Raw genomic sequence first — 23,922 nt, 5'->3', positions numbered from 1 at the left:
ACGCACGACGAGACGGGCGAGAGCACCGATATGTGACCTGGAACACACGGCGAGTCTCGATCATCGGGAAATCGCGCCGGAAATGACCTCACCCCCGCCGTCCTTGCGGACGGCGGGGGTGAGGTGAGGTGTGAGGTCCGGTCAGCTGCCGGCGAGCGCCGCCTCGGCGGAGTCGTGGATCACGAACACCTTGGCGAGGCCGGTGATCCGGAAGATCTTGAGCAGGCGGTCCTGGTTGCAGACCAGCTCGAGCGAGCCGTCGTGAGCGCGGACCTTCTTCAGGCCGCCCACCAGCACGCCGAGCCCGGTGGAGTCGAGGAACTCGACCTCCTCCATGTCGACCACGATGTCGTAGGCGCCGGCCGCGACCAGCTCGGTGATCTTGTCCCGCAGCTTGGGTGCCGTGTAGACGTCGATCTCGCCGCCGACCGCAACGATGGTCTTCCCACCGGCGTCGCGCGTCGTCAGAGTCAGGTCCACTACTTGTCTCCCGGTGCAGTTCGTTCGGTCGACCGGTCCGATCGGGCTCTCGCCCGGTGTCCGGCCTGGTCAATGAAACCACGCTCGTGCCGTCCCGCGCACAAAGTAGGCCACAAGCCCGAGACGATCGTCCGAGGCAGGGTACGACGCTCGGCGCCTCCGTGGGGCCTCCGGGGTCCACCGATGTCGGCGGACTCGGGGAGAATGACCGGGTGTCAACGGCCCCCCGCTCCCCGTCGGTCGACCTGGGAGACCTGGTCGACCGGCTGGCCTCGGTGCCCGGGCGCGAGGACCGGCTGCGGCACCTCGAGGTGCTCCCGCCGCGGGCCGCGCGGCCGGCCGACTGGCCCGCGTGGGTGGCGTCCGACGTGGTCTCCGCGCTGCGCGCTCGAGGGGTGGAGCGGCTCTGGGAGCACCAGGCCGTCGCCGCCGAGGCCGCCTGGGAGGGCCAGCACGTCGTGCTCGCGACGGGCACGGCGTCCGGCAAGAGCCTGGGCTACCAGCTGCCAGCGCTGACCGCGATCCGCGGGTCGCGGGGGTCGCGCGGCCAGCGCGGTGCCACCGTCCTCTACCTCGCGCCGACCAAGGCGCTCGCGCAGGACCAGCTCGCCAGCATCACGTCGCTGGGGCTCGACGTCCGCGCGACCACCCACGACGGCGACAGCGGCATGGAGCAGCGCGACTGGGCCCGCGACCACGGCGAGTACGTCCTCACCAACCCCGACATGCTGCACCGGTCCCTGCTGCCCGGCCACCAGCGCTGGTCGTCGTTCCTGGGCTCGGTCAAGTACGTCGTCGTCGACGAGTGCCACCACTACCGCGGGGTCTTCGGCGCACACGTCGCCCAGATCCTCCGGCGGCTGCGCCGCCTGTGCGCGTCGTACGGCGCGCACCCGACGTTCGTGCTCGCCTCCGCGACCGTGGCCGAGCCCGACCTCGCCGCCCGACGCCTCACCGGCCTCGACGTCCTCGCCGTCACCGGCGACGGCTCGCCCCGCGGGCGGGTGGCGCTGGCCCTGTGGGAGCCGCCGTTCACCTCCCACACCGGCGAGAACGGCGCGCCGGTACGACGAGCCGCGTCCTCGGAGACCGCCGACCTGCTGGCCGACCTGGTGTCGTCGGACGTCCGGACCCTGGCGTTCATCCGATCGCGACGCGGCGCGGAGCAGGTGGCGATGACGGCCGCCGAGCTGCTGGCCGACGTCGACCCGTCGCTCCCCGGCCGGGTCGCGGCGTACCGCGGTGGCTACCTGCCGGAGGAGCGTCGCGCCCTCGAGGAGGCGCTGCGCAGCGGCGCCCTGACCGGGCTGGCCGCCACCAACGCCCTCGAGCTCGGCATCGACATCAGTGGCCTGGACGCCGTGCTGATGGCCGGCTTCCCCGGCACCCGCGCGGCGCTGTGGCAGCAGGTCGGCCGTGCCGGTCGCGGCGCCCGCGACGCGCTGGGCGTCCTCGTCGCCCGCGACGACCCGCTCGACACCTACCTCGTGACCCACCCCGAGGCGCTGCTCGGCCGCCCGGTGGAGGCCACGGTCTTCGACCCGGCCAACCCGTACGTGCTCGGGCCGCAGCTGTGCGCAGCAGCGCAGGAGCTGCCTCTCACCGAGGACGACCTGCCGCTCTTCGGGCCGACCGCCCGCGAGGTGGTCGACGCGCTCACCGAGGGCGGCCTGCTGCGTCGGCGTCCGCGCGGGTGGTTCTGGACCGACCGGCGCCGGGCCAGCGACCTCGCCGACATCCGCTCGGCAGGCGGGGCGCCCGTCCAGCTCGTCGAGAGCGGCACCGGCCGGGTGATCGGCACCGTCGACGCGTCCAGCTCGCACGCGACGGCACACCCAGGTGCGGTCTACGTGCACCGGGGCGAGACCTGGCTGGTGCGATCCCTCGACCTCGAGGAGCAGGTCGCGGAGATCGAGCGCGCCGAGCCGGACTACTCGACGACCGCACGCGAGGTCACCGACATCGCGATCGTCGAGGAGCGCGAGCACGTCGGCTGGGGGTCGTGCCGGCTCTCCTTCGGCGTGGTCGACGTGACCCACCAGGTGGTGGCGTTCCTGCGCCGCCGCCAGCCCGGTGGCGAGGTGCTCGGGGAGGAGCCGCTCGACCTGCCGGAGCGCTCGCTGCGCACGGCTGCGGTCTGGTGGACCGTGCCCGAGCACGCGCTGGCCGAGTCCGGTCTCTCCGCCCGCGACCTGCCCGGGGCCGCCCATGCCGCCGAGCACTGCTCGATCGGGCTGCTGCCGCTCTTCGCGACCTGCGACCGCTGGGACATCGGTGGTGTCTCGACCGCCCTGCACCCGGACACCGGGCAGCTGACCGTCTTCGTCTACGACGGGCACCCGGGCGGCGCCGGATTCTCCGAGCGCGGCTACCGGACCGCGCGGGCCTGGCTCACCGCCACCCGCGACGCCATCCTCGCGTGCTCCTGCGAGGACGGCTGCCCGTCGTGCATCCAGTCGCCGAAGTGTGGCAACCAGAACAACCCGCTCGACAAGACCGGCGCGTCCGCCCTCCTCGACCTCCTGCTCCAGGGGGGATAGGCATGCCTCGCGCTTCGGCGCCGTCGCGAGCCGGGTTTCGCGCCGTATCTGGCAAGGCAGAGGTGCGAAGGCGGGACGGAGTCCCGTCGAGTCGCCTTCCGGCGCCGCCAGATCGGATGCGAAACCTGGCGCAGCAGACGTTCCCGAAGCGCGTGGGATGCCTTAGTGTCCGCGCATGGTCTTCGGTCTCCTGCTCATGCTCGTCGGCGCACTCGCGGTCGTGGCGGCGGTGCTGACCGCCGACGGCACCAACGTCGAGCTGCTCGGTCTCGACATCACTGCCCTGGGTCTCTACCTCATCGGCCTGGGCAGCGGCGCCGCCATCCTCTGGGGCTTCGCGATCAGCAAGTGGGGCACCAAGCGCTCCCTGCGCCAGCGGCGCGAGTCCAAGCAGCTGAGCGAGCTGTCCGAGAAGCTGGACAAGCGCGAGGCCGAGCGCCGCGACGACGACGACCGCGACAAGAACACCGACCGCGACTACTGAGCCGCCCGGTCCACGGGTCCGGCGCGCGCCTCGGCGCTGAGGTCGCCGGTCTGGCCCAACCAGCGCGGCCCGAGCACGACCACCTCCAGCCGCACGTCGCGGCCCGCGGCCCGGCAGGACGTGACTTCGGCGTCGTTCGCCGTCACGACCCGTGCGCCCGCCGCACACCCGTCCTCGCCGCGGGCCACCGCCTGGGCCGCTGCCAGCGCACCCAGGTCGGCGGCCGACTGGGCGCGCCGCTCGGCGTGCACCATCGCCGACACCACACCGAGCGCGGCGGCGAGCAGCACGAGCAGGCCGAGGCAGGCGATCGCGAACGGCGTCGCAGAGCCGTGCTCGTCGCGGGACCTCACGGCGTCGTCTCCTCGGTCGCCGCGATGGCTTCGGCCGACACCCGCGCGAACGGGAGGTCGAACAGCCCTCCGGGTCCCGGCACCCGACCTGTGACGACGGCCGTGACCTCGTCACCGCCGCCGTCACGGACCGTCACGGCGCTGCCGGGCGGCGCGACCCGCTCCCCGCGCGCGATCGCGGTGCCAGCGGCGTCGCCCCGCGCGACGGCCCGTGCCGTCTCGCGGGCGGCGTCGACCGCGCGCACCTGAGCCGCGCCGACCGAGAGCAGCCACACCAGCCCGATCGTCACCGCCAGCAGCAGCGGCAGCGTCATGGCGAGCTCGGCCGTGGCCGCACCACGCTCGTCGCGTCGGGGAGCGGGCGTCCTCATCCGATGCCCAGCAGCCCGAGGACGTGGTCGAACAGGGTCTTGAGCAGCTGGTCGCCGAAGCCGCCGGTCAGCAGCTTGTAGAGCAGCCCGGCCAGACCGGCACCGGCGGCCGTGCCGACGGCGTACTCCGCCGTGGTGATGCCGCGCTCGTCGCGGGGGTGGCGGCGTGATCGCAGAGACATGTGTTCCTCCATTTCCCGGCCGCCCGATGCGGCCCGTGGGCCCCGACCTTCCGGGATATCGACGGATCCCGCTGGCGGGCGGTCGGCGACTGTGGAGAGCCCTGCGGCGGAGGCCCCGGTGGACGGTTCGTGGCCCGACCGGCCGGCGGCCGTCACAGGTCGAGGCTGGCCAGCAGGGCCACCACGAGCGGGACGATCCCGATCAACACGAACGCCGGGAGCAGGCACAGGCCGAGCGGCACCGCCGCCTGGACGCCGACGGCGCGGGCGCGTTCCTCGCTGTCGGCGCGCCCGCTCCGGGCGAGCTCGTCGGCGAGCCGCTCGACGGCCGGGACGACCGGGGCACCGCTCGCGTGCGCCCGCGCCATCGTGCGGCCGAGGCCGGCCAGCGCGGGGTCGTCGGTCAGGGAGGACCACACCTGGGCGGGGTCGAGCCCGAGCGACAGCCGGGCGGTGACCCCGGACAACCGGTCGGCGGCCGGCCCGGGGAGTGCCCGGCAGACCTGGTCGATGGCGTCGGCCGGCGCGGCACCGGCCCGGAGTGCGGCCGCGAAGAGGGCGACCACGTGCGGCAGGTCGCGGGCGACGGCCAGACGGGCGGCGCGGACGGCGGCAGGCTCGGCCCGGCCGATCGCGACCCAGGTCACGACGGCGGCCGCGGCACCGGCCGGGACCCCCACCGGTCCGGAGACGAAGACCATCGCGGCGACACCAGCCAGGCCGGCCCAGAGCAGCCGGTGCCGGTGCAGCCAGCCTGCGTCTGCGGGCCCGGTCGCCACCGGCTCGGCGCCGGCCGTCGGCAGACGTGGACGCACCCGGACCAGCAGCGCGACCGCTGCCGCCGCCGCGAGCGCCGCCAGCCAGCTCATGCCGCGTCCTCGGCAGCGCGGGCGATGGCCTCGATCCACCAGAGCCCGGCCAGCCCGAAGGCCAGGCCGAGCGCGAGGCAGGCGAGGCCGGCCGGCGTACCGACCAGGAACCCCCACGGGTCCCCGCCGGCGCCGGAGCCCATGACCAGGGCGAGCACGGGGAGGCCGGCGACCAGGCGCGCGGTCGCCCGGGCCGAGGCGAGCTCGCCGGCGACGACCCGACGCGTCGCCGCGGCCGCGCGCAACGACTCCGCGACCCGGTCGATCGTCGAGGCGAGTCCCTCACCGGTGCGGTGCGCGACCTGCCAGGCGGCAGCGACGACCCGAAGGTCGCCCGCGCCGTCCACGTCGGTCGCGAGGTCGCGCATCGCGGCGGGCACGTCGGCGCCGACGCGGAACGCCGCGGCCACCGGCGCCAGCGGTGGCCAGGTGGTGGCCGCCCGGTCGAGGCACTCCCCCGGCGCCTGGCCCGAGGCGAGCTCGCTCGCCATCACCTCGCAGGTCTCGAGCACCCGTGCCGAGACGGTCGCAGCCGCCCGCCGCAGCCGCTGGCGCCGCACGAGCGCCACGCCCGCGGATCCCGCGCCGGCGAGCACCAGGAGCAGCGCACCGGCGCCGGGCGCGACGACGGCGGCCACGACCACCGCGGCGACGGCCACCGGCAGCACCCGCCGAGGTGATGTGCCCGGGGCGGCCGAGCCCGCCAGTCGCGTCGGCGGTCGGACCAGCAGCATCACGGCGAGCGCGGCACTACCGGCGGCGAGCAGCTGGGCGCTCACGGCGCCGCCCGGATCCGATCGGCGAGGAGCCCCGCCGCGGGGCCGGGTCGCGGGCGGGCGTCCGGTCCCACGTCGAGGGCCGAGGCCATCGACACCAGCCCGTCGTCGCCCCGCGCCGGCACCGCGACCTGCCGGAGCCGGCGTACGCCGTCGGCGCCCCGGACGAGGTGGAGCACCACGTCGACCGCGGAGGCGAGCTGGCTGTGGGCGGCTGCCCGGCCGAGGCCGGCGGCCAGCGCGAGGGCCTCGACCCGGGCGGGGACGTCGAGCGCCGAGTTGGCGTGCAGGGTGCCGCAGCCACCTTCATGGCCGGTGTTGAGGGCCGCGAGGAGGTCGACGACCTCGGCGCCGCGGACCTCACCGACCACCAGCCGGTCGGGCCGCATCCGCAGCGCCTGCCGGACCAGGGTGCGGACGTCGACGGCTCCGGCGCCCTCGAGGTTGGCGGGCCGGCCCTCCAGGGCGACGATGTGCGGGTGGTCCGGGCGCAGCTCGCTGGCGTCCTCGACCACGACGAGCCGCTCGGCGGGGTCGACCCGGGCCAGCAGCGCCGCGAGCAGCGTGGTCTTGCCCGACCCGGTGCCGCCGCTGACCAGGAACGCGAGACGCGCGGTCACGATCGCGTCGAGCAGCTCGGCCGTGGCCGCGTCGACGGTGCCGTGCTCGACCAGCTCGTCGAGCGTGAAGGCCTGGCGCCGCGGGACGCGCAAGGAGATCACCGTCCCCGGCCGGGCGAGGGGCGCCAGCACCGCGTGGAACCGCGAGCCATCGGGCAGCCGCAGGTCGACGTACGGCGTCGCGTCGTCGAGCCGCCGACCGCCGAGCGCGGCCAGCCGCTGCGCGAGTCGGCGCACCGACTCCTCGTCGGGGAACCGGACCGTGGTGAGCTCCAGGCCCTGGCCACGGTCGAGGAACACCTGCTCGGCGCCGTTGACCAGCACGTCGGTGACGTGCGGGGTGCGCAGCAGCGGCTCGAGAGGGCCGGCTCCGACGACGTCGCGGCGCAGCGTCTCGTAGACGGCCAGCACCTCGGCGTCGCCGACGGGCCGTCCGGTCTCGCGCAGCGCCTCCGCGACCCGGTGCGGGGTGAGCGCGCCCGGTGTCCGGGCCAGCCGGTCCCGGACCGTCTCCAGGTCGGTCGCCTGCGTCGTCATGCGGCGGCCGCGTGGAGGAGGGTCAGCTGGTCGAGCACCTCACCCGCCGCCCGGCCGAGCGCCCCGCGGCGCGAGCGGACCGGCCCGAGGCCGAGGTCGATGGACTCCGCGAGGCCACGCTGGTCGGGCATCGTGGCGAGCACGGGGACCCGGGTCGCGCGGGCGATCGCCGAGGCGGGGACACCGGTGCCGCGGACCACCAGCCGCACCCGGCCGGGGTCCGGCTGACGGGCACAGATCCGGACGGCGGAGGCGACCCCGGCGACGGACGGGACGACGACCACGAGCAACCGGTCGCAGCGCGCCACGAGCTCGTCGACCAGCGGGTCGTCTGAGCGGGGCAGGTCCACGACCACGAAGTCGTGCCCACGCTGAGCTGCGGAGAGCACCTCGCGCACCGCGAACGCCTGGAGGGTGCCCGGTGCACCCGCGTGCCAGGTGAGGGCCGCGAGGTCCTCGCGCCGGGGCAGCGCCTCGCGCAGCGACCGGGCGCTCAACCGACCGGTCGTGTGGCAGAGCCCGTCCCAGCGCACACCGTCGCGGTCCTCCAGCCCGAGCACCCGGTCGACGCCCGGGCCGAGCGGGTCGGCGTCGACGACGACGGCGCGGCCGCGCCGCGAGGCGAGCTGGCCGAGGGCGCACGCGAACGTCGTCGCCCCCGCCCCACCGCTGCCCCCGATCACCCCGATCACCGCCCCGGCGGGCCGTTGCGGGTCGCCGAGGTCGGTCAGCGCCTCGACGAGCCATCCCTCGGAGGACGGGAGCTGGGCGACGCTCTCGCCGCCCAGGGAGACGGTCACCCGGAACAGCTCGTCGGGGACCGGCCCCCACGCCACCACGTGCACCCGGGGCCGGCGCGCCGGCGAGATGGCGGCCAGCTCGGCAGCGACGTCGTCACCGACCAGGACGAGCGGGGCGACCGGCCAGCGCCGGAGGGCCGCGCCGAGATCCGGCGCAACGTCAGGCGTGATGCCCGCGGCCGCGGCCAGGCGCAGCAGCTGGTCCAGGAGGGACTGGTCGCGGGTGACGATGAGGGGAGCGGTCATGGGCCGATGCTTCCCGGCGCTCAGATCGACCGCCACCGCGCCGATTTCCCTTGTGGACAAGGAGGTTCGACATCGGCACTGTGGACGAAACCCGGCTCGCCGCCACCTACGATGGGGGCATGGCGCACACCGCGGCGTTCTTCGACCTGGACAAGACGATCATCGCCAAGTCGAGCACGCTGGCCTTCAGCAAGCCGTTCCAGGCCGGGGGCCTGATCACGCGGCGCGCGGTGCTGCGCTCGGCGTACGCCCAGTTCGTCTACCTCGTCGGCGGCGCGGACCACGACCAGATGGAGAAGATGCGGCAGTTCATGTCGCAGCTGTGCACCGGCTGGGACGTGGCCACCGTGCGCGAGATCGTCGCCGACACGCTCCACAACGTCGTCGAGCCGATCGTGTACGACGAGGCCGTGTCGCTCATCGAGGAGCACCGGCTCGCCGGCCGCGACGTCGTCATCGTCTCCGCGTCGGGCTCCGAGGTGGTCGAGCCGATCGCCGCGATGCTGGGCGCCGACCGGGTGATCGCGACCCGGATGGAGATCGTCGACGGCCGCTACAGCGGCGAGATCGAGTACTACGCGTACGCCGAGGAGAAGGCGCGCGCGATCCGCGAGCTGGCCGAGGAGGTCGGCTACGACCTCGACAACAGCTTCGCCTACAGCGACTCCGTCACCGACGTGCCGATGCTGGAGGCCGTCGGTCACTCCTTCGCCGTCAACCCGGACAAGGAGCTGCGCAAGGCCGCGACCGCCCACGAGTGGCCGGTGCTGGTCTTCACCAAGCCGGTCGCGCTGCGCGCCCGGATGCCGCTGCCGCCCGCCAAGCCAGCCCTCGCGGCACTCGCCGTCGGCGGCGTCGTCGCGGTCGGCGGGGTGCTCTGGGCCAACGCCCGCAAGCGCCGGCTCGGGGCCTGACCCGCCTCACGCGTCACCCACCGATCACCCGCCAAGTCAACCCTTGCGGACCGGTCGGGACCGGCGTACACATGAAGTCAGAACTCCACATCCTGCACGTGAGCCTGGTACCCACGCGGCGATCTACCCTTCATCAGGGCGTTGGCCGAGCCGGGATACACCCGGGGCCGCAGTTAGAGAGTGCACGCTTGGTAGCCAACGGCGTCACGTGTCAGCGACGGCACCCGGCCCACCACTCGAGAACCGGGTGCCGTTCGCACGTCCGAGCGCAACGACCCGTGACGGCGCGTCTCGAAACCCCGGTGAGCCGAGAAGCAGTCTCTACTCCGAGGCCCTTCTGAGCGGACTCGCCTCCGCACCCGCGGCGTACGCCTCGGCGGCGTAGAGCAACCACGCCTGCACACCGGCGCCGCCGCCGTCGCGGTAGCCGCGCAGGTTCGACTCGTACGCCGGCCGCAGCGCCAGGTGGCCGGCCTCGGGCACGACCAGCGACTTCTCGTCGACGCCGCGTGCGACCAGGACGAGGCGCTCGGCCGCCCGCGCCACGATGCCGTTGTGGGAGGTGAAGGGCGCCGCCGTCGCGAGCGTCGCATGCACGATCGCCGCGACCAGCAGCGCCGGGGCCTCGGTCGGGGCGGTGAGCAGCTGCCCGACCCCGCGCAGCGTCTCGGCGGCCGCGCCGTCGCGCGGGCGGCCGCGGCTCTCGGCCGGCAGCCCGGCGGCGGCCAGCGCGTGGATGCGCGCGAGCGCCTGGAGGGGCGCGCGGCCGAGCGCCGGCGCGAGCCCGAGCAGCTCGGTGGACACCCGCACGGCATCGGCGGAGGTCTCGTCGCCGGTCCCCTCGCGCACCTCGGCGAGCGTCGCCGACGACCCCTCCAGCACCGCGCTCGCGTGCGCGCCGCGCAGCAGGCTCTCGGTGGTCGTCTCGGGGGACGTACGGCGCAGGCCGCGGTCGCGCAGCATCACGTCGATGCCGTCCCGGGCGGCGGCGTACGCCGAGGGGACGCCCTCGAGGGACACCAGGTGCGACAGCGGATCGGTGCTCACCGACGGAACGCTACCGACGCCGGTAGCGTCGCCCCATGGCCGACCTGCCCCGTCGACTCCGCGACGACCTGACCGCGGCTCTCCGGGCCCGCGACAAGGACGCGGTGCGGGTGCTGCGCACCGCGCTCGCCGCGATCGCCAACGCCGAGGCGCAGCCGGAGGTCGACGAGACGCCCACGAGCCTTCGCTCGGAGGGCGTGATCGCGGGCGCGTCCGAGGGTCTCGGTTCGGCCGACGTCGCCCGCAAGGAGCTCGGCCCCGACGACGTCGTCGCGATCGTCCGGGCGGAACGGGACGATCGCCTCGCCTCGGCCGACGACCTGGAGGGCCGGCGCGCGGGCGAGGCAGCCAAGGCACTGCGCGCCGACGCGGCGCTCCTCGATCGGTACCTCGACTGAGTACGGTGGCCCTGATGAGTGACCAGCCCTCCCCCGCCCGTTCCTTCGGCTCCGTCGCCGATGCCTACGACCGTGGCCGGCCGGGCTACCCGGCCGAGGCTGCGCGCTGGCTCGTCGGCGACGAGCCGGTCACCGTCCTCGAGATCGGCGCCGGCACCGGCAAGCTGACCGAGGCGCTGGTGGCCGTCGGCCACGACGTGCACGCCACCGACCCGGACGACGCGATGCTCGCCGTGCTGCGCACGCGGCTGCCCGACGTCCCCACCTCCGTCGCGGGTGCCGAGGAGCTGCCCGCAGCGGACGCGTCGTACGACGTGGTGGTGGCGGGTCAGGCGTTCCACTGGTTCGACCTCGACCGGGCGCTGCCGGAGATCGCGCGCGTGCTGCGGCCCGGCGGCCGGCTCGCCCTGGTCTGGAACGAGCGCGACGAGCAGATCCCGTGGGTGCGCAAGCTCGGCCGGATCATCGGCACCCAGGAGCAGCTGCGCAGCGCGGACCCGCTGGTCGAGTCGGTCCACTTCGACGAGATCGAGTCGGAGTCGTTCCGGCACTGGCAGCTGATCGACCGCGACTCCGTGCAGGACCTGGCGCTCTCCCGCTCCAACCTCGCCGTCATGGACGACGCCGCGCGGCAGGCCAAGCTCGCCGAGGTCCTCGCGCTGTACGACGACTACGGGCGCGGGATGGACGGCATGCAGCTGCCGTACCTGGCCTCCTGCTTCCGGGCGACGGTCGCGCAGCGACCGACCTCCCCCGACCCGACGCCGGACGCCGAGCCCGCGGCGAAGGCGCCCGCCGAGAGCGACGACGTCCTGCTCATCGACTTCAGCTGAGCGCCGCGGCCCACGACGATGCCCCGACCATGGCGCCGCCGGCACCTGGGCACCGAGGCCGACCGCGCCACGTTCCGCACCCTGCACAACGCCTCCCTGGCGGCTCCGCCGCTGCGCGCGGGGCTGACCGGTGAGAGCGCCGAGCGCAGCATCCGGCACCTGCACGACCTGCTCGGCAGCCCGGCGCTGGCGCTGACCGACACCGCCGGACCGCTCGCGTGGCACGGGCACGGGCAGCACCACGAGGAGCAGTGCGCGCGCCTGGCCGCGGTGACGATCGAGGTCGGCCGCACCCGCGTCTTCGACCGCGGCGACCTGCCGTGCGACGTCGCGGGCTGCGAGATCCGCTCGGCCGTGGTGAGCCCGCTGGTCACCGACGAGCGGGTCGTCGGCACCCTCCAGGTGTTCGCCGCCGAGCCCACCGCCGGCCTGGCCCGCGCCGCCGACGAGGTCGCGCTCTGGGTCGGCGCCCAGCTCGAGCTCGCCGAGCTCGACGCCTCGCGCACCCGGCTGATGGAGGCCGAGGTGCGGGCGATGCGCGCCCAGATCAGCCCGCACTTCATCTACAACTCGCTCGGCGCGATCGCCAGCTTCGTGCGCACCGACCCCGACCGGGCCCGCGAGCTGCTGCTGGAGTTCGCCGACTTCACCCGCTACTCCTTCCGCCGCCACGGCGAGTACACGACGCTCGCCGAGGAGCTCCGCTCCGTCGAGCGCTACCTGCTGCTGGAGCAGGCCCGTTTCGGCGACCGGCTCCGGGTGACGCTGCGGATCGCCCCCGAGGTGCTGCCCGTCGCCGTGCCGTTCCTGTGCATCCAGCCGCTGGTCGAGAACGCCGTACGCCACGGCCTCGAGTCGGCCGAGGGCGGCGGCTCGATCAGCATCGTCGCGCGCGACCAGGACCAGGAGTGCGTGATCGAGGTCGAGGACGACGGCGTCGGCGAGGACCCCGACGTCGTACGCCGGGCGCTCGCCGGCGACGCGGCCCTCGACTCGGTCGGTCTCGGCAACGTCGACGGCCGGCTGCGCACGACGTTCGGTGACGACTACGGCCTGGTGGTGGAGACTGCACCGGGAGCGGGTACGAGAGTGACGGTCCGCGTCCCCAAGTTCGCCCCGGGAGTCCACGTATGAGGGTCCTCGTCGTCGACGACGAACAGCCAGCGCTCGACGAGCTCGCCTTCCTGCTCGCGGCCGAGCCACGCGTCACCGACGTCGTCACCAGCTCGTCGGCGACCGACGCCCTGCGCATCCTCCGGGAGAGCGCGGTCGACGCCGTCTTCCTCGACATCCAGATGCCGGGCCTCACCGGGCTGGAGCTGGCGCAGGTGCTGAGCCGCTTCCGCACCCCGCCCCCGGTCGTCTTCGTCACCGCCCACGAGCAGCACGCCGTCGAGGCCTTCGACCTGCACGCGGTCGACTACGTGCTCAAGCCGGTGCGCGCCGACCGGCTGACCGAGGCGGTACGCCGGGTCGTCAGCACCGTCGAGGGCAAGGCCGAGTCGGGCGGCGCCCGGGACGATGCTCAGGTGGCGGTCGAGCGCGGCGGGGTCACGCGCTTCCTCAACCGCTGCGACATCACGCACGTCGAGGCGCAGGGCGACTACGCGCGGCTGCACACCGCCACCGAGTCGCACCTGGTGCGCAGCCCGTTGACCACGCTCGAGGAGGACTGGGCGAGCGCCGGGTTCGTGCGGATCCACCGATCGCTGCTGGTCTCCCTCGACCACGTCACCGAGGTCCGGATGGACGGCGGCCGCTGCACCGTCGTCGTCGGCGCGGGAGTCGAGCTCGTCGTCAGCCGGCGGCACACCCGCGAGCTGCGCGAGATGCTGCTGGCCTCGCGGACCGCCGGGCCGTGAGCGAGCCGGACCAGCACTCCGGCGGGCCCCCGACGCGGGTGCGGGTCACCGGTCCGCCGAGCCGGCGCCAGGCTGCCGCGCGCACCTCCGACATCGACGCCGGCACCCGGCTCGGCGGCGTCTACATGCGCTCGCTGCTGCGCGAGCAGCTCCGGCTGGCGCTCGGCGTGCTGACCGTGATGGCGCTGACGATCGGCCTGCTGCCGCTCGCCTTCTACCTCGCGCCCGAGCTCTCCGACGTACGCCTGCTCGGCGTACCTCTCGGCTGGCTGCTGCTCGGCGTCGTGGTCTACCCGGCGCTGGTCGCGCTCGGCTGGGGGTATGTACGGCGGGCCGAGCGCAACGAGCGCGACTTCGCCGAGATCGTCTCGGAGGCCGAGCGGTGAACGCGGCTCCCGGCGTCATCGCGATCACCCTGGTCACCGTCGCGACGCTGGTGATCGGCACGTGGGGGCTGAGGTTCTCGCGGACGACGAGCGACTTCTTCGTGGCCTCGCGCACCGTGCACCCGCGGCTCAACGCGAGCGCCATCGGCGGCGAGTACCTCTCGGCCGCGTCCTTCCTCGGCGTCGCCGGGCTGGTCCTGCTCAACGGCGCGGACATGCTCTGGTACCCGGTCGGCTGGACGGCCGGCTACCTCGTGCTGCTGGTCCTGGTGGCCGCCCCGCTGCGCCGCTCGGGCGCCTACACGCTGCCCGACTTCGCCGAGGCCCGGCTCGGCTCGCGCGGCGTCCGGTCGGCCTGCTCGGTGCTGGTCGTCGCGATCGGCTGGCTCTACCTGCTGCCGCAGTTCCAGGGCGCGGGGCTGACGCTGCGCTCGGCGGTCGGCGCCCCGACCTGGGTGGGTCCGGTGATCGTCGGCGTCGTGGTGCTCGCCAACGTGACGTCCGGCGGGATGCGCAGCATCACCTTCGTGCAGGCGTTCCAGTACTGGCTCAAGCTCACCGCCCTGCTCGTCCCCGCCGCGGTCCTGCTCGTCGTCTGGGCCGGCGACTCCTCACCCCGGCCGTCCGGCGACGGCGACTGGTCGGTGCCGCTGGCGTCGGGCGGCGCGCCCGGCCTGTACGTCACCTACTCGCTGATCATCGCCACGTTCCTCGGCACCATGGGGCTGCCGCACGTGGTGGTGCGCTTCTACACCAACCCCGACGGCCGGGCGGCGCGGCGTACGACCCTCGTGGTGCTGGTGCTGCTCGGACTCTTCTACCTGCTGCCGCCGGTCTACGGCGCCCTCGGGCGGATCTACGCACCCGAGCTGGCCGTCGCCGGGCGGTCGGACGCCCTGGTGCTGGAGCTGCCGCGGATCATGGTCGACGGGCTGCTCGGCGAGGTGCTGACCGGGATGGTGACCGCCGGTGCGTTCGCGGCCTTCCTCTCGACCTCGTCGGGGCTCTCGATCGCGGTCGCCGGCGTGCTCAGCCAGGACGTCACCGGCCGTGCGTGGGGAGGCCGCCGACTCGGCGGGGTCACCGCGTTCCGTGTCGCGGCGGTGGTGGCGGTGACCGTGCCGTGCGTCGTGGCGCTGCTGGTCCCCAACCTCGGCGTCGCCCGCGCCGTCGGGCTCGCCTTCGCCATGGCGGCGGCCACCTTCTGCCCGCTGCTGCTGCTCGGCATCTGGTGGCGCCGCCTCACGTCGTACGGCGCGGTCGCCGGCCTGGTCGTCGGCGGCCTCAGCTCCGCCGTCGCGATCGCCTGGACGGTCCGCACGCCGTCGCCGTCCGGCTGGGTCGACGCGCTGATGGGTCAGCCCGCGGCGTGGACCGTGCCGCTCGCCCTCCTCACCATGGTGACCGTCTCGCTGGCCACCCGGACGCGGGTCCCCGACCACGCCGACCGGTTCCTGGTGCGGCTGCACACCCCGGAGACGGTGGAGCTGGACCGAGGGTGACCGGGCGTCCGTAGGCTGGCCGCGTGCGCCTCATCCTGATCCGCCACGGCGAGACCCCCTCCAACGTGGCGGGCGCGCTCGACACCGCGATCCCCGGCGCACCGCTGACCCGGCTCGGCCACCGCCAGGCCGCCGCGATCCCGGCGGTCCTGACGACCGAGCCGATCAGCGCGGTCTACGCCTCGCCGCTGATCCGCACCCAGCTGACCGCGGCGCCGCTCGCGACCGCCCGCGGCCTCGACGTCGTCGTCACGGAGGGGCTGGAGGAGATCGGCGCCGGCGAGCTGGAGATGGCGACCGACCAGCTGTCGATCGCGTCGTACGCCTCCACCGTCACCGCCTGGATCGCCGGCGACCTCGCCGTACCCATGCCAGGCGGGCCCGACGGGCACTCCTTCTTCGGCCGGTACGACGCAGCCGTCGGCGCCATCGCGGCCCGCCACACCGACGCGGAGACCGTGGTCGCGGTCAGCCACGGCGCAGCGATCCGCACCTTCGCCGCCCGGCACGGCGGACCCCGCGAGGAGCGGCTGCTCAACACCGGAGCCGTGGTGCTCGACGGCGACCCGTCGTCCGGCTGGACGGTCACCCGGTGGTCGCGCGACCCCCTCGGCGGCGCCCACCTCGTCGACGAGCAGGCGCTCGACCCGACGGGCGACCCCGACCCGGTCTGACTCAGGCCGAGCGCAGGTCCGCCAGCGCCTCGACCGTCCGCGACACGACCAGGTCGACGACCGCGGCGTGCGCGCCGATCACGTCGGCGACGACGGCCGCGGCGCTCGACTCGGAGCGGGCGCGCGACGCGAAGTGCCCCGGGGCCAGCAGGTAGGGCGACACGGCGTCGTCCGGCGTCACCACCTCGACCGGTCTGCGACCGACCCCCGACAGGGTGGCGAGCCGCACCGGGCCACCCCAGTGCTCGGAGAGGTACGCCGCGGCCAGCACCTGGTCGCGGGTGGCGAGCGGATCCCGCGAGCCGGCGGCCACCATCACGACCGGCTGTCCCGGACGCGCGCCGGCCGCCTCCAGCCGCGCGGCCTGCGCGACCGCCAGCAGCGGGTCGGGACCGAGCGCACGGGCGCCCCGCAGGTCGTGGCGCACGTGGTGGCCGGTCGACAGCAGCAGCGGGACGAGCACCGACGGCTGGTCGGACAGCGACGAGAAGAGCGGCGTGCAGAGCTCGACGTACGACGCGATCCACGGCATGCCGAGCCGGGTGCCGGCGGCCCCCGTGATGTCGCGGGCCACGGCGTTGCCCTCGGGCGAGCGGGTGCCGTGCGCGACGGTCACCAGCCTCACGACGCCACCGCCAGCCGGTAGCCGCGCTTGACGACGGTCTGGACGGTGCGGGTGCCGAGGGCGGCGCGCAGCCGGGCGACCGCCATCTCGACGGCGTGCTCGGAGCCGGCCGTGCCCGAGGGCAGCATCGCGAGCAGGGCCTGGCGGGAGACGACGTTGCCGGGGTTGGCGACCAGCGCCTGGAGCACGGCCGCCGGCGCGGGCGTCAGCTTCACGTCGGCGCCGTCGAGCAGCACGTCCTCGCCGTGGAGCAGGAGCTGGTGGCCGCCGAGCAGCTCGATCGACAGGCCCGAGCGGCGCGAGGGCAGCTCGGTCTCGAGCTGCTTGACCATCGCCGCGAGCCGGGAGCGGTCGGGGTAGATCGTGGGCACGCCCCACATCTCGAAGGCGGCCGCGGTGACCGGCCCGACGCACGAGGCGACGACGTCGGCCTGGAAGGCGGAGATCAGGTCGTCGCGCCGACCGGTCGAGCCCGCGGCCTCCATCAGCGCCGCGACGGCCGGGGCCGAGGTGAAGGTGACCGCATCGAGCTTGCGCTCGGCGATCAGGTCGATCATCGCGAACATCGGTCCCGGGTCGTCGGCGGCCGCCACGCGGTAGACCGTCACCGTCGTGACCTCGGCGCCCTGGCGGCGCAGGGCGTGCGCGACCATCGAGAGCGACTGCCCGTGCTCCTGCACGACGATCCGGCGACCGGCGAGCGGCCGTCCGCGCAGGTGCTCGAGCACGTCCTCGAAGCACTCCGACTCGGGCGCCCACAGCTCGCGCAGGCCCTGGCGGCGCAGCGCACCGACGCTCTTCGGGCCCCGGGCCAGGATCTCGGCGCCCTCGAGCGCGGCCAGCAGGTCGGGCAGCACGCCCCACCGCTCCGCGGCCTCGAACCACGCCTTCATCCCGATCCCGGTCGTGGCCAGGAACATGTCGACCGGCCGGCTCAGCACCTCGTCGGTCGCGGCTCGCAGCTCCTCGTCATCGACGTGGTTGGGGTCCAGCGACAGCGCCGGCGCCCACTCCACGGTCGCGCCGCGACGCTCGAGCAGCCCGACCTGCTCGTCGACCTTCCGCGCGGCGGTCACGCCGATGCGGAAGCCTCCCAGCGGACTGTCGGTCACGGACTCTCCTCGTGCGGCCGGCCGACCAGGACCATGCCGTCGTCGACCCGGACGTCGTACGTCGGGACCCGGATCGCCGCGTCGTCGAGGCACTGACCGGTGCGCAGGTCGAAGGCCTGCTTGTGCATCGGCGAGGCCACGAACGAGACGTCGCCGCGCGTTCCGACGATGCCCCGAGCCAGCACCGATGCCTGGGAACAAGGGTCGTAGTTGGAGATCGCGTAGACGTTTCCGTCGTGTGTCCGGAAGATTGCGACCGCAGCGCCGTCGACCAGCGCGGCCACGCCGCCCTCCACCTCGATCTGGTCGAGACGGCAGACGGGGACTCCCCCGATCACTGGGGAGCACCGACCGGGATCGTCGCCCCGAGCGAGACCGGACCGTCCGAGTCGGCCGGCTGCACCTGCCCGCGCTCGGTGGTGAACGAGATGTGCGGGTCGGGGGTGTCGGGTGCGTTCACGAAGGACACGAAGCGGGCCAGCTTGTCCGGGTCTTCGAGCGTCGCCGACCACTCGTCGACGTAGGTGTCGACGTGGCGCGCCATCGCCACCTCCAGCTCGGAGCCCAGCCCCAGCGCGTCGTCGACGACCACGGCGCGCACCCGGTCGAGCCCGCCGTCGAGGCTGTCCACCCAGGGCGCCGTGCGCTGCAGGCGGTCGGCGGTGCGGATGTAGTACATGAGGAAGCGGTCCAGGTAGCGGACCAGCGTCTCGCGGTCGAGGTCGCCGGCGAGCAGCTGCGCGTGGGCCGGGTTGGCGCCGCCGTTGCCGGCGACGTAGAGGTTCCACCCCTTCTCCGTGGCGATGACGCCGAAGTCCTTCGACCGCGCCTCCGCGCACTCGCGGGCGCAGCCGCTGACCCCGCCCTTGAGCTTGTGCGGCGAGCGCAGGCCGCGGTAGCGCAGCTCGAGGTCGATCGCGAGCTGGGTGGAGTCCTGCACGCCGTACCGGCACCAGGTCGAGCCGACGCAGGACTTCACCGTGCGCAGCGACTTGCCGTAGGCGTGCCCGGACTCGAAGCCCGCGTCGACGAGCCGGCGCCAGATCGCCGGCAGCTGCTCCATCCGCGCACCCAGGAGGTCGATGCGCTGGCCGCCGGTGATCTTCGTGTAGAGGTCGAAGTCGCGCGCCACCTCGCCGATCACGATCAGCTTGTCGGGCGTGATCTCGCCGCCCGCGATGCGCGGCACGACCGAGTAGGTGCCGTTGCGCTGGATGTTGGCGAGGTAGGCGTCGTTGGTGTCCTGGAGGGTACGACGGTCGCCCTCGAGCACGTGGCCGCCCAGCTGGCTCGCGAGGATCGACGCGATCGCCGGCTTGCAGATGTCGCAGCCGCGGCCGGTGCCGTGGGCCTCGACGATGTCGTCGAAGCGCGTGTGGCCGTGGACGGCGATGACCTCGAAGAGCTCCTGACGGGTCAGCGCGAAGTGCTCGCAGATGCTCCGGTCGACGACCTTGCCCTGCGACTCGAACCAGTCCTCGATGATCTTCTTCGTCTGCGCCTTGCAGGAGCCGCAGGTGCTGCCGGCACGCGTGGTCTCGTCGGCCGCGGCGGCCGCGATGATGTCGCCCTTGGTCACGTCGTTGCAGGAGCAGACCTGCGCCTCGTCGGGCAGCTCGACGCCGCCACCGCCGCGGGAGGCCGGGAGGATCAGCTCCTCCGGGTTGTCGGGCAGCACGATGCCGGAGGCGACCATCGGCCGGAGCACGCCGTACGCCGAGGCGTCGCCGACCAGGATGCCGCCGAGCAGCTGCGTGCCGTCCTCGCTGACGACGAGCTTCTTGTAGACGCCGGCGACGGCGTCGGAGAAGACCAGCTCGAGGGCGCCCTCGGTCGCGGCGAAGGCGTCGCCGAAGAACGCCACGTCGACGCCCATCAGCTTGAGCTTGGTGGACATGTCGGCGCCGGCGAAGGAGCCGGGTCCGCCGAGCAGGGCGTCGACGACGACCTCGGCCATCGCGTAGCCGGGTGCGACCAGGCCGTACATCCGCCCGCCCGGCGCAGCGCACTCGCCGATGGCCCAGACGTGCTCGTCGGAGGTGCGGCACCGCTCGTCGACGAGGACGCCACCGCGCTCGGCGAGGTCGAGGCCGGCATCGCGGGCGAGCCGGTCGCGCGGCCGGATGCCGGCGGAGAACACGACGATCTCGGCCGCGACCGGGTCGGCGTCCTTGAGGGCGAGCCCGGTGACCCGGTCCTCGCCCAGGACCCGCTCGGTCGCCGAGCCGGTGTGCACGGTGAGGCCGAGCTCCTCGATGTGGCGGGTCAGCACGGCGCCGCCCGCGTCGTCGACCTGCACCGCCATCAGCCGCGGCGCCATCTCGACCACGTGGGTCTCGAGCCCGAGCTGGGCGAGCGCGTTCGCGGCCTCGAGCCCGAGCAGGCCACCACCGATCACCGCACCGACCTTCGCGGTGGCGGCGGCGGAGCGGATCGCCTCCAGGTCCTCGATGGTCCGGTAGACGAAGCAGCCGTCGAGGTCGTGGCCGGGGATCGGCGGCACGAACGGCGCGGCGCCGGTGGCCAGCACCAGCTCGTCGTACTGGACGACCTCGCCGCCGGAGAGCAGCACGCACCGCGTCTCGGGGTCGAAGCCCTCGACCTCGGTGCCGGTCAGCAGCCGCACCCGCGGATCGTCGTACACCCCCGCCGGCAGGAACGAGAGCTCGTCGGCGCCGACCTCGAAGAAGGAGGTGAGGGCCACGCGGTCGTACGCCGCGCGCGGCTCGTCGCCGACGACGACGAGGTCGTAGGTCTCGGTGAGGCCGCGCTCGATCGCGGCCTGCACGAAGCGGTGGCCGACCATGCCGTGGCCGGCGACGACGAGGGTCTTGCGGTGGTGCGGGCTCATCTGTTCGTTCCCTCCAGGGTGCGGGTGGCGAGGAGCTGTCGTACGGCGGGCGCGCAGCCGCCGCAGCCGGTGGTGGCGCGCGTGGTGGTGCGGACGTCGTCGAGCGAGGCGCAGGCCCGGACCCGCCCGGCGCTGACGCCCGCGCAGGCGCAGACCTCCGCGTCGTCGGAGAGCTCGACCGGGGTGGCGACGCGGTCGGCCATGAGCAGGTCCCCCGGCTCGCGCGGGCCGAGCACGGTGCCGCGGTCGTAGTGCTGGGTGATCTGGCCGATCCGGGAGAGGTCGCCGACCAGGGTCGCGGCGACGATCACGCCGTCGCGGACGACGAGCTTGCGGTGGCTGCCGATGACCGGGTTGGTCACCTCGACGACCTGGCCGTCGGCCCGCTCCGGGTCGCCGAGGACGGCGACGTCGAGGTCGGTCGCGCGCAGGCGCGCGACGGTGCGAGCGCCGTCGTACGAGACGTCCTCGCCGGCGAGGTGCCGCGCCAGCAGGCCCGCCTGCTCCCAGGCGGGCGGCACGAAGCCGGTGACCTGGCCGCCGTGCTGGGCGCAGTCGCCGATCGCGTGGATGCGCTCGTCGCTGGTGCGGAGGTGGTGGTCGACCACGATGCCGCGGCGTACGTCGAGGCCCGCGCGGCGGGCGAGCGCCGTCGACGGCCGACCACCGGCCGTCAGGACCACCAGGTCGGTCTCGAGCAGGTAGCCGTTGTCGAGGGTGAGGCCCCGGTCGTCGAGGCGGACCGCGCGAGCCCCGGTGTAGACGGTGGTGCCGAGCCGTTTCAGGTCGCGCGCCAGGATCGCGCCGGCCTTGGCGTCGACCTGGCTGCGGAGCAGGTGCTCGCCGCCCTCCACGACCTCGGTCGCGAGCCCGCGGACGCTGAGGGCGCGGGCGACCTGGAGGCCGAGCAGACCGCCACCGACGACGACCGCGTTGCGCGCGTGCCGGACCTCGCGCTCGAGCCGCCGGCAGTCGTCGAGGGTGCGGAAGGCGTGCACCTTCTCGTGCAGCCGGCCGTCCATCCGCACCAGCCCGCGGATCGGCGGCAGCGTCGGGATGCTGCCGGTGGCCAGGACCAGCCGGTCGTAGCCGACCCTGCTGCGGTCGGCCAGCTCGACCTCGCGCTCCTCGCGGTGGATCTCGACGACCCGGGTGCCGAGCCGCAGGTCGACGCCGTCGGGCACGCCCAGCGCCAGCGCGTCCGGGCTGTGGGTGCCCTCGAGGACGGCGGACAGCAGGATCCGGTTGTACGGGGGGTGCGCCTCGTCGCCCAGCACCGTCACGTCCGGGAGCTCCTGGGCGAGGCGGCTGGCCGCCATCCCTGCGCCGACGATCACCGTCGTCATGCGCGAGCCTGCGCTGGTTTCGAGGCTCGCTTCGCTCGCACCTCAACCGGCGCATCGGTGGTTGAGGTGCGAGGCGCGCCAGCGCCGAGCCTCGAAACCACCATGGTCACCGCGCAGGCGCAGACCTTGAACTCGGGCATCCGGCTCGACGGGTCCAGGGCGTCGTTGGTGAGCCGGTTGGCGCCGACCCAGTGGAAGGGCACGAACACGGTGTCGGGGCGGATGGTGTCGACGACCCGCGCCGGTGCCTTCAGCTCGCCGCGTCGGGTGGTGATCACGACCGGCTCGCCGTCGTACGCCCCGATCCGCTGGGCGAGCATCGGGTGCAGCTCCACGAACGGCCCGTCGTCGGGCAGCTCACGGACGCGGCGAGTCTGGGCGCCGGACTGGTACTGCGCGAGCACTCGGCCCGTCGTCAGGTGGAGCGGGTACGCCGCGTCGACGGGCTCGGCGGGGCCGCGGTGCTCGACCGCGACGAACCGGGCCCGTCCGTCGTCGTGCGCGAACGCCTCGGCGAAGAGACGCGGGCCGGCCCAGAAGACGCCGTGCTCCTCGCGGATCCGGTCGTAGGTGATCTCGGAGTAGTCGGCCCGTCCCCCGGCCGACGCCCGGCCCAGCTCGGCGAAGACCTCCTCGGGGTCGGTCGCGAAGTCGTGGCCCAGCCGTGCCGCGAGCCCGGCCATCACGTCGAGGTCCGACCGCACCCCCTCGGGCGGCGCGACCGCCTGCTGGCGCAGGATCACCCGGCCCTCGAGGTTGGTCATCGTGCCGGTCTCCTCGGCCCACTGCGTGACCGGCAGGACGACGTCGGCGATCGCCGCTGTCTCGCTCAGCACGATGTCGGAGACGACGAGCAGGTCGAGGTCGTCGAGTCGTGACCGGACGTGGGTGGCGTTCGGCGCCGAGACCACGATGTTGCTGCCGAAGACCAGCAGCGCCTTCGGGCCGCCGTCGGTGCCCAGCGCGTCGAGGAGCTCGTACGCCGAGCGCCCCTTGCCGGGCACGGACTCGACCGGCACGCCCCACACCCGCGCGACGTGCTCGCGAGCGACCGGGTCGTCGATCATCCGGTAGCCCGGCAGCTGGTCGGCCTTCTGCCCGTGCTCGCGACCGCCCTGGCCGTTGCCCTGCCCCGTCAGGCAGCCGTAACCGGCGTTCGGCCGACCGGGCATGCCCAGCGCGAGCGCCACGTCGATCCAGGCGAGCACGGTGTCGGTGCCCTGCGCGTGCTGCTCGGCGCCGCGGGCGGTGAGGACCGTGACCTTCGCCGCCCCTGCCAGCAGCGTGCCCATGTCGCGCAATTGCGCGGCGTCGACACCCGTGACGCGCTCGACCCGCTCGGGCCACCACGACGCGGCGGCCCGGCGTACGTCCTCCCAGCCGGTCGTCCGGGCAGCGACGTACTCCTCGTCGACGGCGCCGGCCGCGTCCAAGAGGTGCAGCAGGCCGAGGGCGATCGGGAGGTCGGTGCCGGGCACCGGCTGGAGGAACGTGTCGGCCCGGTCGGCGGTCGGCGTGCGCCGCGGGTCGATCACCACCACGTGGCCGCCGTTCTCGCGGAGCCGGTCGAGGTGCCGCGCGGCCGGCGGCATCGTCTCGACGAGGTTGCTGCCGACCAGGACCAGCACGTCGGTGTGCTCGATGTCGGCCAGCGGGAAGGGCAGGCCGCGGTCGATGCCGAACGCCCGGTTGGACGCCGAGGCCGCCGACGACATGCACCAGCGACCGTTGTAGTCGACCTGGCTGGTGCCCAGGGCGACCCGCGCCAGCTTGCCGAGCTGGTAGGCCTTCTCGTTGGTGAGCCCACCGCCCCCGAACACCGCCACCGCGTCCGCGCCGTACGACGAGCGCAGGTCACGGAGCCGACCGGCGACGAGGTCGAGCGCCTCCTCCCAGCCGGCCGCACGCAGCTCACCGGTGGCGCGGTCCCGCACGAGCGGCGTGGTCAGCCGCTCGCGGTGACCGCGCAGCCCGGTGGCGGTCCAGCCCTTGCGGCACAGCGCTCCCTCGTTGACGGGGAACTCCGCCCAGGGCTGGACCTCCAGCTCGCGGCCCGCCCGCTCCAGCGACATGCCGCACTGGAGCGAGCAGTAGGGGCAGTGGGTCTTCGTCAA

The 23,922-nt window shown here is 74.4% G+C and carries 25 protein-coding genes; 10 read left to right on the top strand and 15 right to left on the bottom strand.

What is annotated here, in order from left to right; genetic code table 11:
* Positions 1-141: 141 nt before the first annotated feature.
* Positions 142-480, bottom strand: coding sequence for an anti-sigma factor antagonist (locus tag ACFPYL_RS03305; RefSeq protein ID WP_056157267.1), 339 nt, complete (start codon positions 478-480; stop codon positions 142-144).
* 212 nt (positions 481-692) lie between these two features.
* Between ACFPYL_RS03305 and ACFPYL_RS03300 the strand changes: the two genes are divergently transcribed.
* Together ACFPYL_RS03300 and ACFPYL_RS03295 are read left to right on the top strand one after the other, a co-directional pair.
* On the top strand, positions 693-3,020 hold the full coding sequence (locus tag ACFPYL_RS03300; protein ID WP_379150305.1) for a DEAD/DEAH box helicase: 2,328 nt from the start codon (positions 693-695) through the stop codon (positions 3,018-3,020).
* A gap of 175 nt (positions 3,021-3,195) precedes the next feature.
* Positions 3,196-3,504, top strand: coding sequence for a hypothetical protein (locus tag ACFPYL_RS03295; RefSeq protein WP_379150304.1), 309 nt, complete (start codon positions 3,196-3,198; stop codon positions 3,502-3,504).
* On the opposite strand, the gene ACFPYL_RS03290 is transcribed toward ACFPYL_RS03295, so the two are convergent.
* From ACFPYL_RS03290 to ssd, 7 genes are all read right to left on the bottom strand, one after another.
* Positions 3,498-3,857, bottom strand: a complete 360-nt coding sequence (locus ACFPYL_RS03290; RefSeq protein WP_379150302.1) for an Rv3654c family TadE-like protein — start codon at positions 3,855-3,857, stop codon at positions 3,498-3,500. The genes ACFPYL_RS03295 and ACFPYL_RS03290 overlap by 7 nt on opposite strands.
* Positions 3,854-4,228 (bottom strand): TadE family type IV pilus minor pilin, encoded by a 375-nt coding sequence (locus ACFPYL_RS03285; protein WP_379150300.1) that lies wholly within the window; start codon positions 4,226-4,228, stop codon positions 3,854-3,856. Before ACFPYL_RS03285 ends, ACFPYL_RS03290 begins: the two co-directional genes overlap by 4 nt.
* Positions 4,225-4,410, bottom strand: a complete 186-nt coding sequence (locus ACFPYL_RS03280; RefSeq protein WP_379150298.1) for a DUF4244 domain-containing protein — start codon at positions 4,408-4,410, stop codon at positions 4,225-4,227. The genes ACFPYL_RS03285 and ACFPYL_RS03280 overlap by 4 nt, the downstream gene beginning before the upstream one ends.
* Positions 4,411-4,562: 152 nt before the next feature.
* Positions 4,563-5,279, bottom strand: a complete 717-nt coding sequence (locus ACFPYL_RS03275) for a type II secretion system F family protein (RefSeq protein ID WP_379150296.1) — start codon at positions 5,277-5,279, stop codon at positions 4,563-4,565.
* Complete coding sequence (locus tag ACFPYL_RS03270; RefSeq protein WP_379150294.1) at positions 5,276-6,058, bottom strand: type II secretion system F family protein; 783 nt, start codon at positions 6,056-6,058, stop codon at positions 5,276-5,278. The genes ACFPYL_RS03275 and ACFPYL_RS03270 overlap by 4 nt, the downstream gene beginning before the upstream one ends.
* On the bottom strand, positions 6,055-7,212 hold the full coding sequence (locus ACFPYL_RS03265) for a TadA family conjugal transfer-associated ATPase (protein WP_379150292.1): 1,158 nt from the start codon (positions 7,210-7,212) through the stop codon (positions 6,055-6,057). The genes ACFPYL_RS03270 and ACFPYL_RS03265 overlap by 4 nt, the downstream gene beginning before the upstream one ends.
* Positions 7,209-8,258, bottom strand: coding sequence for a septum site-determining protein Ssd (gene ssd, locus ACFPYL_RS03260; RefSeq protein ID WP_379150290.1), 1,050 nt, complete (start codon positions 8,256-8,258; stop codon positions 7,209-7,211). The genes ACFPYL_RS03265 and ssd overlap by 4 nt, the downstream gene beginning before the upstream one ends.
* Before the next feature lie 119 nt (positions 8,259-8,377).
* Between ssd and ACFPYL_RS03255 the strand changes: the two genes are divergently transcribed.
* Complete coding sequence (locus tag ACFPYL_RS03255) at positions 8,378-9,172, top strand: HAD family hydrolase (protein WP_379150288.1); 795 nt, start codon at positions 8,378-8,380, stop codon at positions 9,170-9,172.
* A gap of 321 nt (positions 9,173-9,493) precedes the next feature.
* Here the strand turns inward: ACFPYL_RS03255 and ACFPYL_RS03250 are convergent, their stop codons facing one another.
* A complete protein-coding gene (locus ACFPYL_RS03250; protein WP_379150286.1) occupies positions 9,494-10,219 on the bottom strand; it encodes an oxidoreductase in 726 nt (241 codons plus the stop codon).
* A gap of 35 nt (positions 10,220-10,254) precedes the next feature.
* Between ACFPYL_RS03250 and ACFPYL_RS03245 the strand changes: the two genes are divergently transcribed.
* The 7 genes from ACFPYL_RS03245 to ACFPYL_RS03215 are packed head-to-tail and all read left to right on the top strand — an operon-like array spanning position 10,255 to position 15,874.
* Positions 10,255-10,617: a hypothetical protein gene (locus ACFPYL_RS03245; protein ID WP_379150284.1), complete on the top strand. Its 363-nt coding sequence runs from the start codon at positions 10,255-10,257 to the stop codon at positions 10,615-10,617.
* A gap of 14 nt (positions 10,618-10,631) precedes the next feature.
* Positions 10,632-11,450 carry a class I SAM-dependent methyltransferase gene (locus ACFPYL_RS03240; protein WP_379150282.1) on the top strand — a complete coding sequence of 273 codons (819 nt, stop codon included), beginning with the start codon at positions 10,632-10,634 and terminating at the stop codon, positions 11,448-11,450.
* Positions 11,451-11,468: 18 nt separating this feature from the next.
* On the top strand, positions 11,469-12,584 hold the full coding sequence (locus ACFPYL_RS03235; protein WP_379150280.1) for a histidine kinase: 1,116 nt from the start codon (positions 11,469-11,471) through the stop codon (positions 12,582-12,584).
* Positions 12,581-13,312: a LytR/AlgR family response regulator transcription factor gene (locus tag ACFPYL_RS03230; RefSeq protein ID WP_379150279.1), complete on the top strand. Its 732-nt coding sequence runs from the start codon at positions 12,581-12,583 to the stop codon at positions 13,310-13,312. Before ACFPYL_RS03235 ends, ACFPYL_RS03230 begins: the two co-directional genes overlap by 4 nt.
* Positions 13,309-13,698 (top strand): hypothetical protein, encoded by a 390-nt coding sequence (locus tag ACFPYL_RS03225; protein WP_379150277.1) that lies wholly within the window; start codon positions 13,309-13,311, stop codon positions 13,696-13,698. Before ACFPYL_RS03230 ends, ACFPYL_RS03225 begins: the two co-directional genes overlap by 4 nt.
* Positions 13,695-15,200 carry a sodium/solute symporter gene (locus tag ACFPYL_RS03220; protein WP_379150275.1) on the top strand — a complete coding sequence of 502 codons (1,506 nt, stop codon included), beginning with the start codon at positions 13,695-13,697 and terminating at the stop codon, positions 15,198-15,200. The genes ACFPYL_RS03225 and ACFPYL_RS03220 overlap by 4 nt, the downstream gene beginning before the upstream one ends.
* 23 nt (positions 15,201-15,223) lie before the next feature.
* Complete coding sequence (locus ACFPYL_RS03215) at positions 15,224-15,874, top strand: histidine phosphatase family protein (protein ID WP_379150273.1); 651 nt, start codon at positions 15,224-15,226, stop codon at positions 15,872-15,874.
* 1 nt (position 15,875) lies between these two features.
* Here the strand turns inward: ACFPYL_RS03215 and ACFPYL_RS03210 are convergent, their stop codons facing one another.
* From ACFPYL_RS03210 to ACFPYL_RS03185, 6 genes are read right to left on the bottom strand one after another with little or no spacing between them, the layout of a single operon-like run.
* Positions 15,876-16,499, bottom strand: coding sequence for a sirohydrochlorin chelatase (locus ACFPYL_RS03210; RefSeq protein WP_379150271.1), 624 nt, complete (start codon positions 16,497-16,499; stop codon positions 15,876-15,878).
* On the bottom strand, positions 16,496-17,611 hold the full coding sequence (locus ACFPYL_RS03205; RefSeq protein WP_379150269.1) for a uroporphyrinogen-III synthase: 1,116 nt from the start codon (positions 17,609-17,611) through the stop codon (positions 16,496-16,498). Before ACFPYL_RS03205 ends, ACFPYL_RS03210 begins: the two co-directional genes overlap by 4 nt.
* Positions 17,608-17,949, bottom strand: a complete 342-nt coding sequence (gene nirD, locus ACFPYL_RS03200) for a nitrite reductase small subunit NirD (RefSeq protein WP_379150267.1) — start codon at positions 17,947-17,949, stop codon at positions 17,608-17,610. The genes ACFPYL_RS03205 and nirD overlap by 4 nt, the downstream gene beginning before the upstream one ends.
* Positions 17,946-20,462 carry a nitrite reductase large subunit NirB gene (nirB, locus tag ACFPYL_RS03195; protein ID WP_379150265.1) on the bottom strand — a complete coding sequence of 839 codons (2,517 nt, stop codon included), beginning with the start codon at positions 20,460-20,462 and terminating at the stop codon, positions 17,946-17,948. The genes nirD and nirB overlap by 4 nt, the downstream gene beginning before the upstream one ends.
* On the bottom strand, positions 20,459-21,808 hold the full coding sequence (locus ACFPYL_RS03190) for an FAD-dependent oxidoreductase (RefSeq protein WP_379150263.1): 1,350 nt from the start codon (positions 21,806-21,808) through the stop codon (positions 20,459-20,461). Before ACFPYL_RS03190 ends, nirB begins: the two co-directional genes overlap by 4 nt.
* Positions 21,805-23,922, bottom strand: a complete 2,118-nt coding sequence (locus tag ACFPYL_RS03185) for a molybdopterin oxidoreductase family protein (RefSeq protein WP_379150261.1) — start codon at positions 23,920-23,922, stop codon at positions 21,805-21,807. The genes ACFPYL_RS03190 and ACFPYL_RS03185 overlap by 4 nt, the downstream gene beginning before the upstream one ends.

It is taken from the genome of Nocardioides hankookensis, assembly GCF_042658885.1.
GTDB classification, from domain to species: domain Bacteria; phylum Actinomycetota; class Actinomycetes; order Propionibacteriales; family Nocardioidaceae; genus Nocardioides; species Nocardioides hankookensis.
Note: the sequence above shows the minus strand (reverse complement) of the source record. Positions and strands in the feature narration are given on the sequence as shown.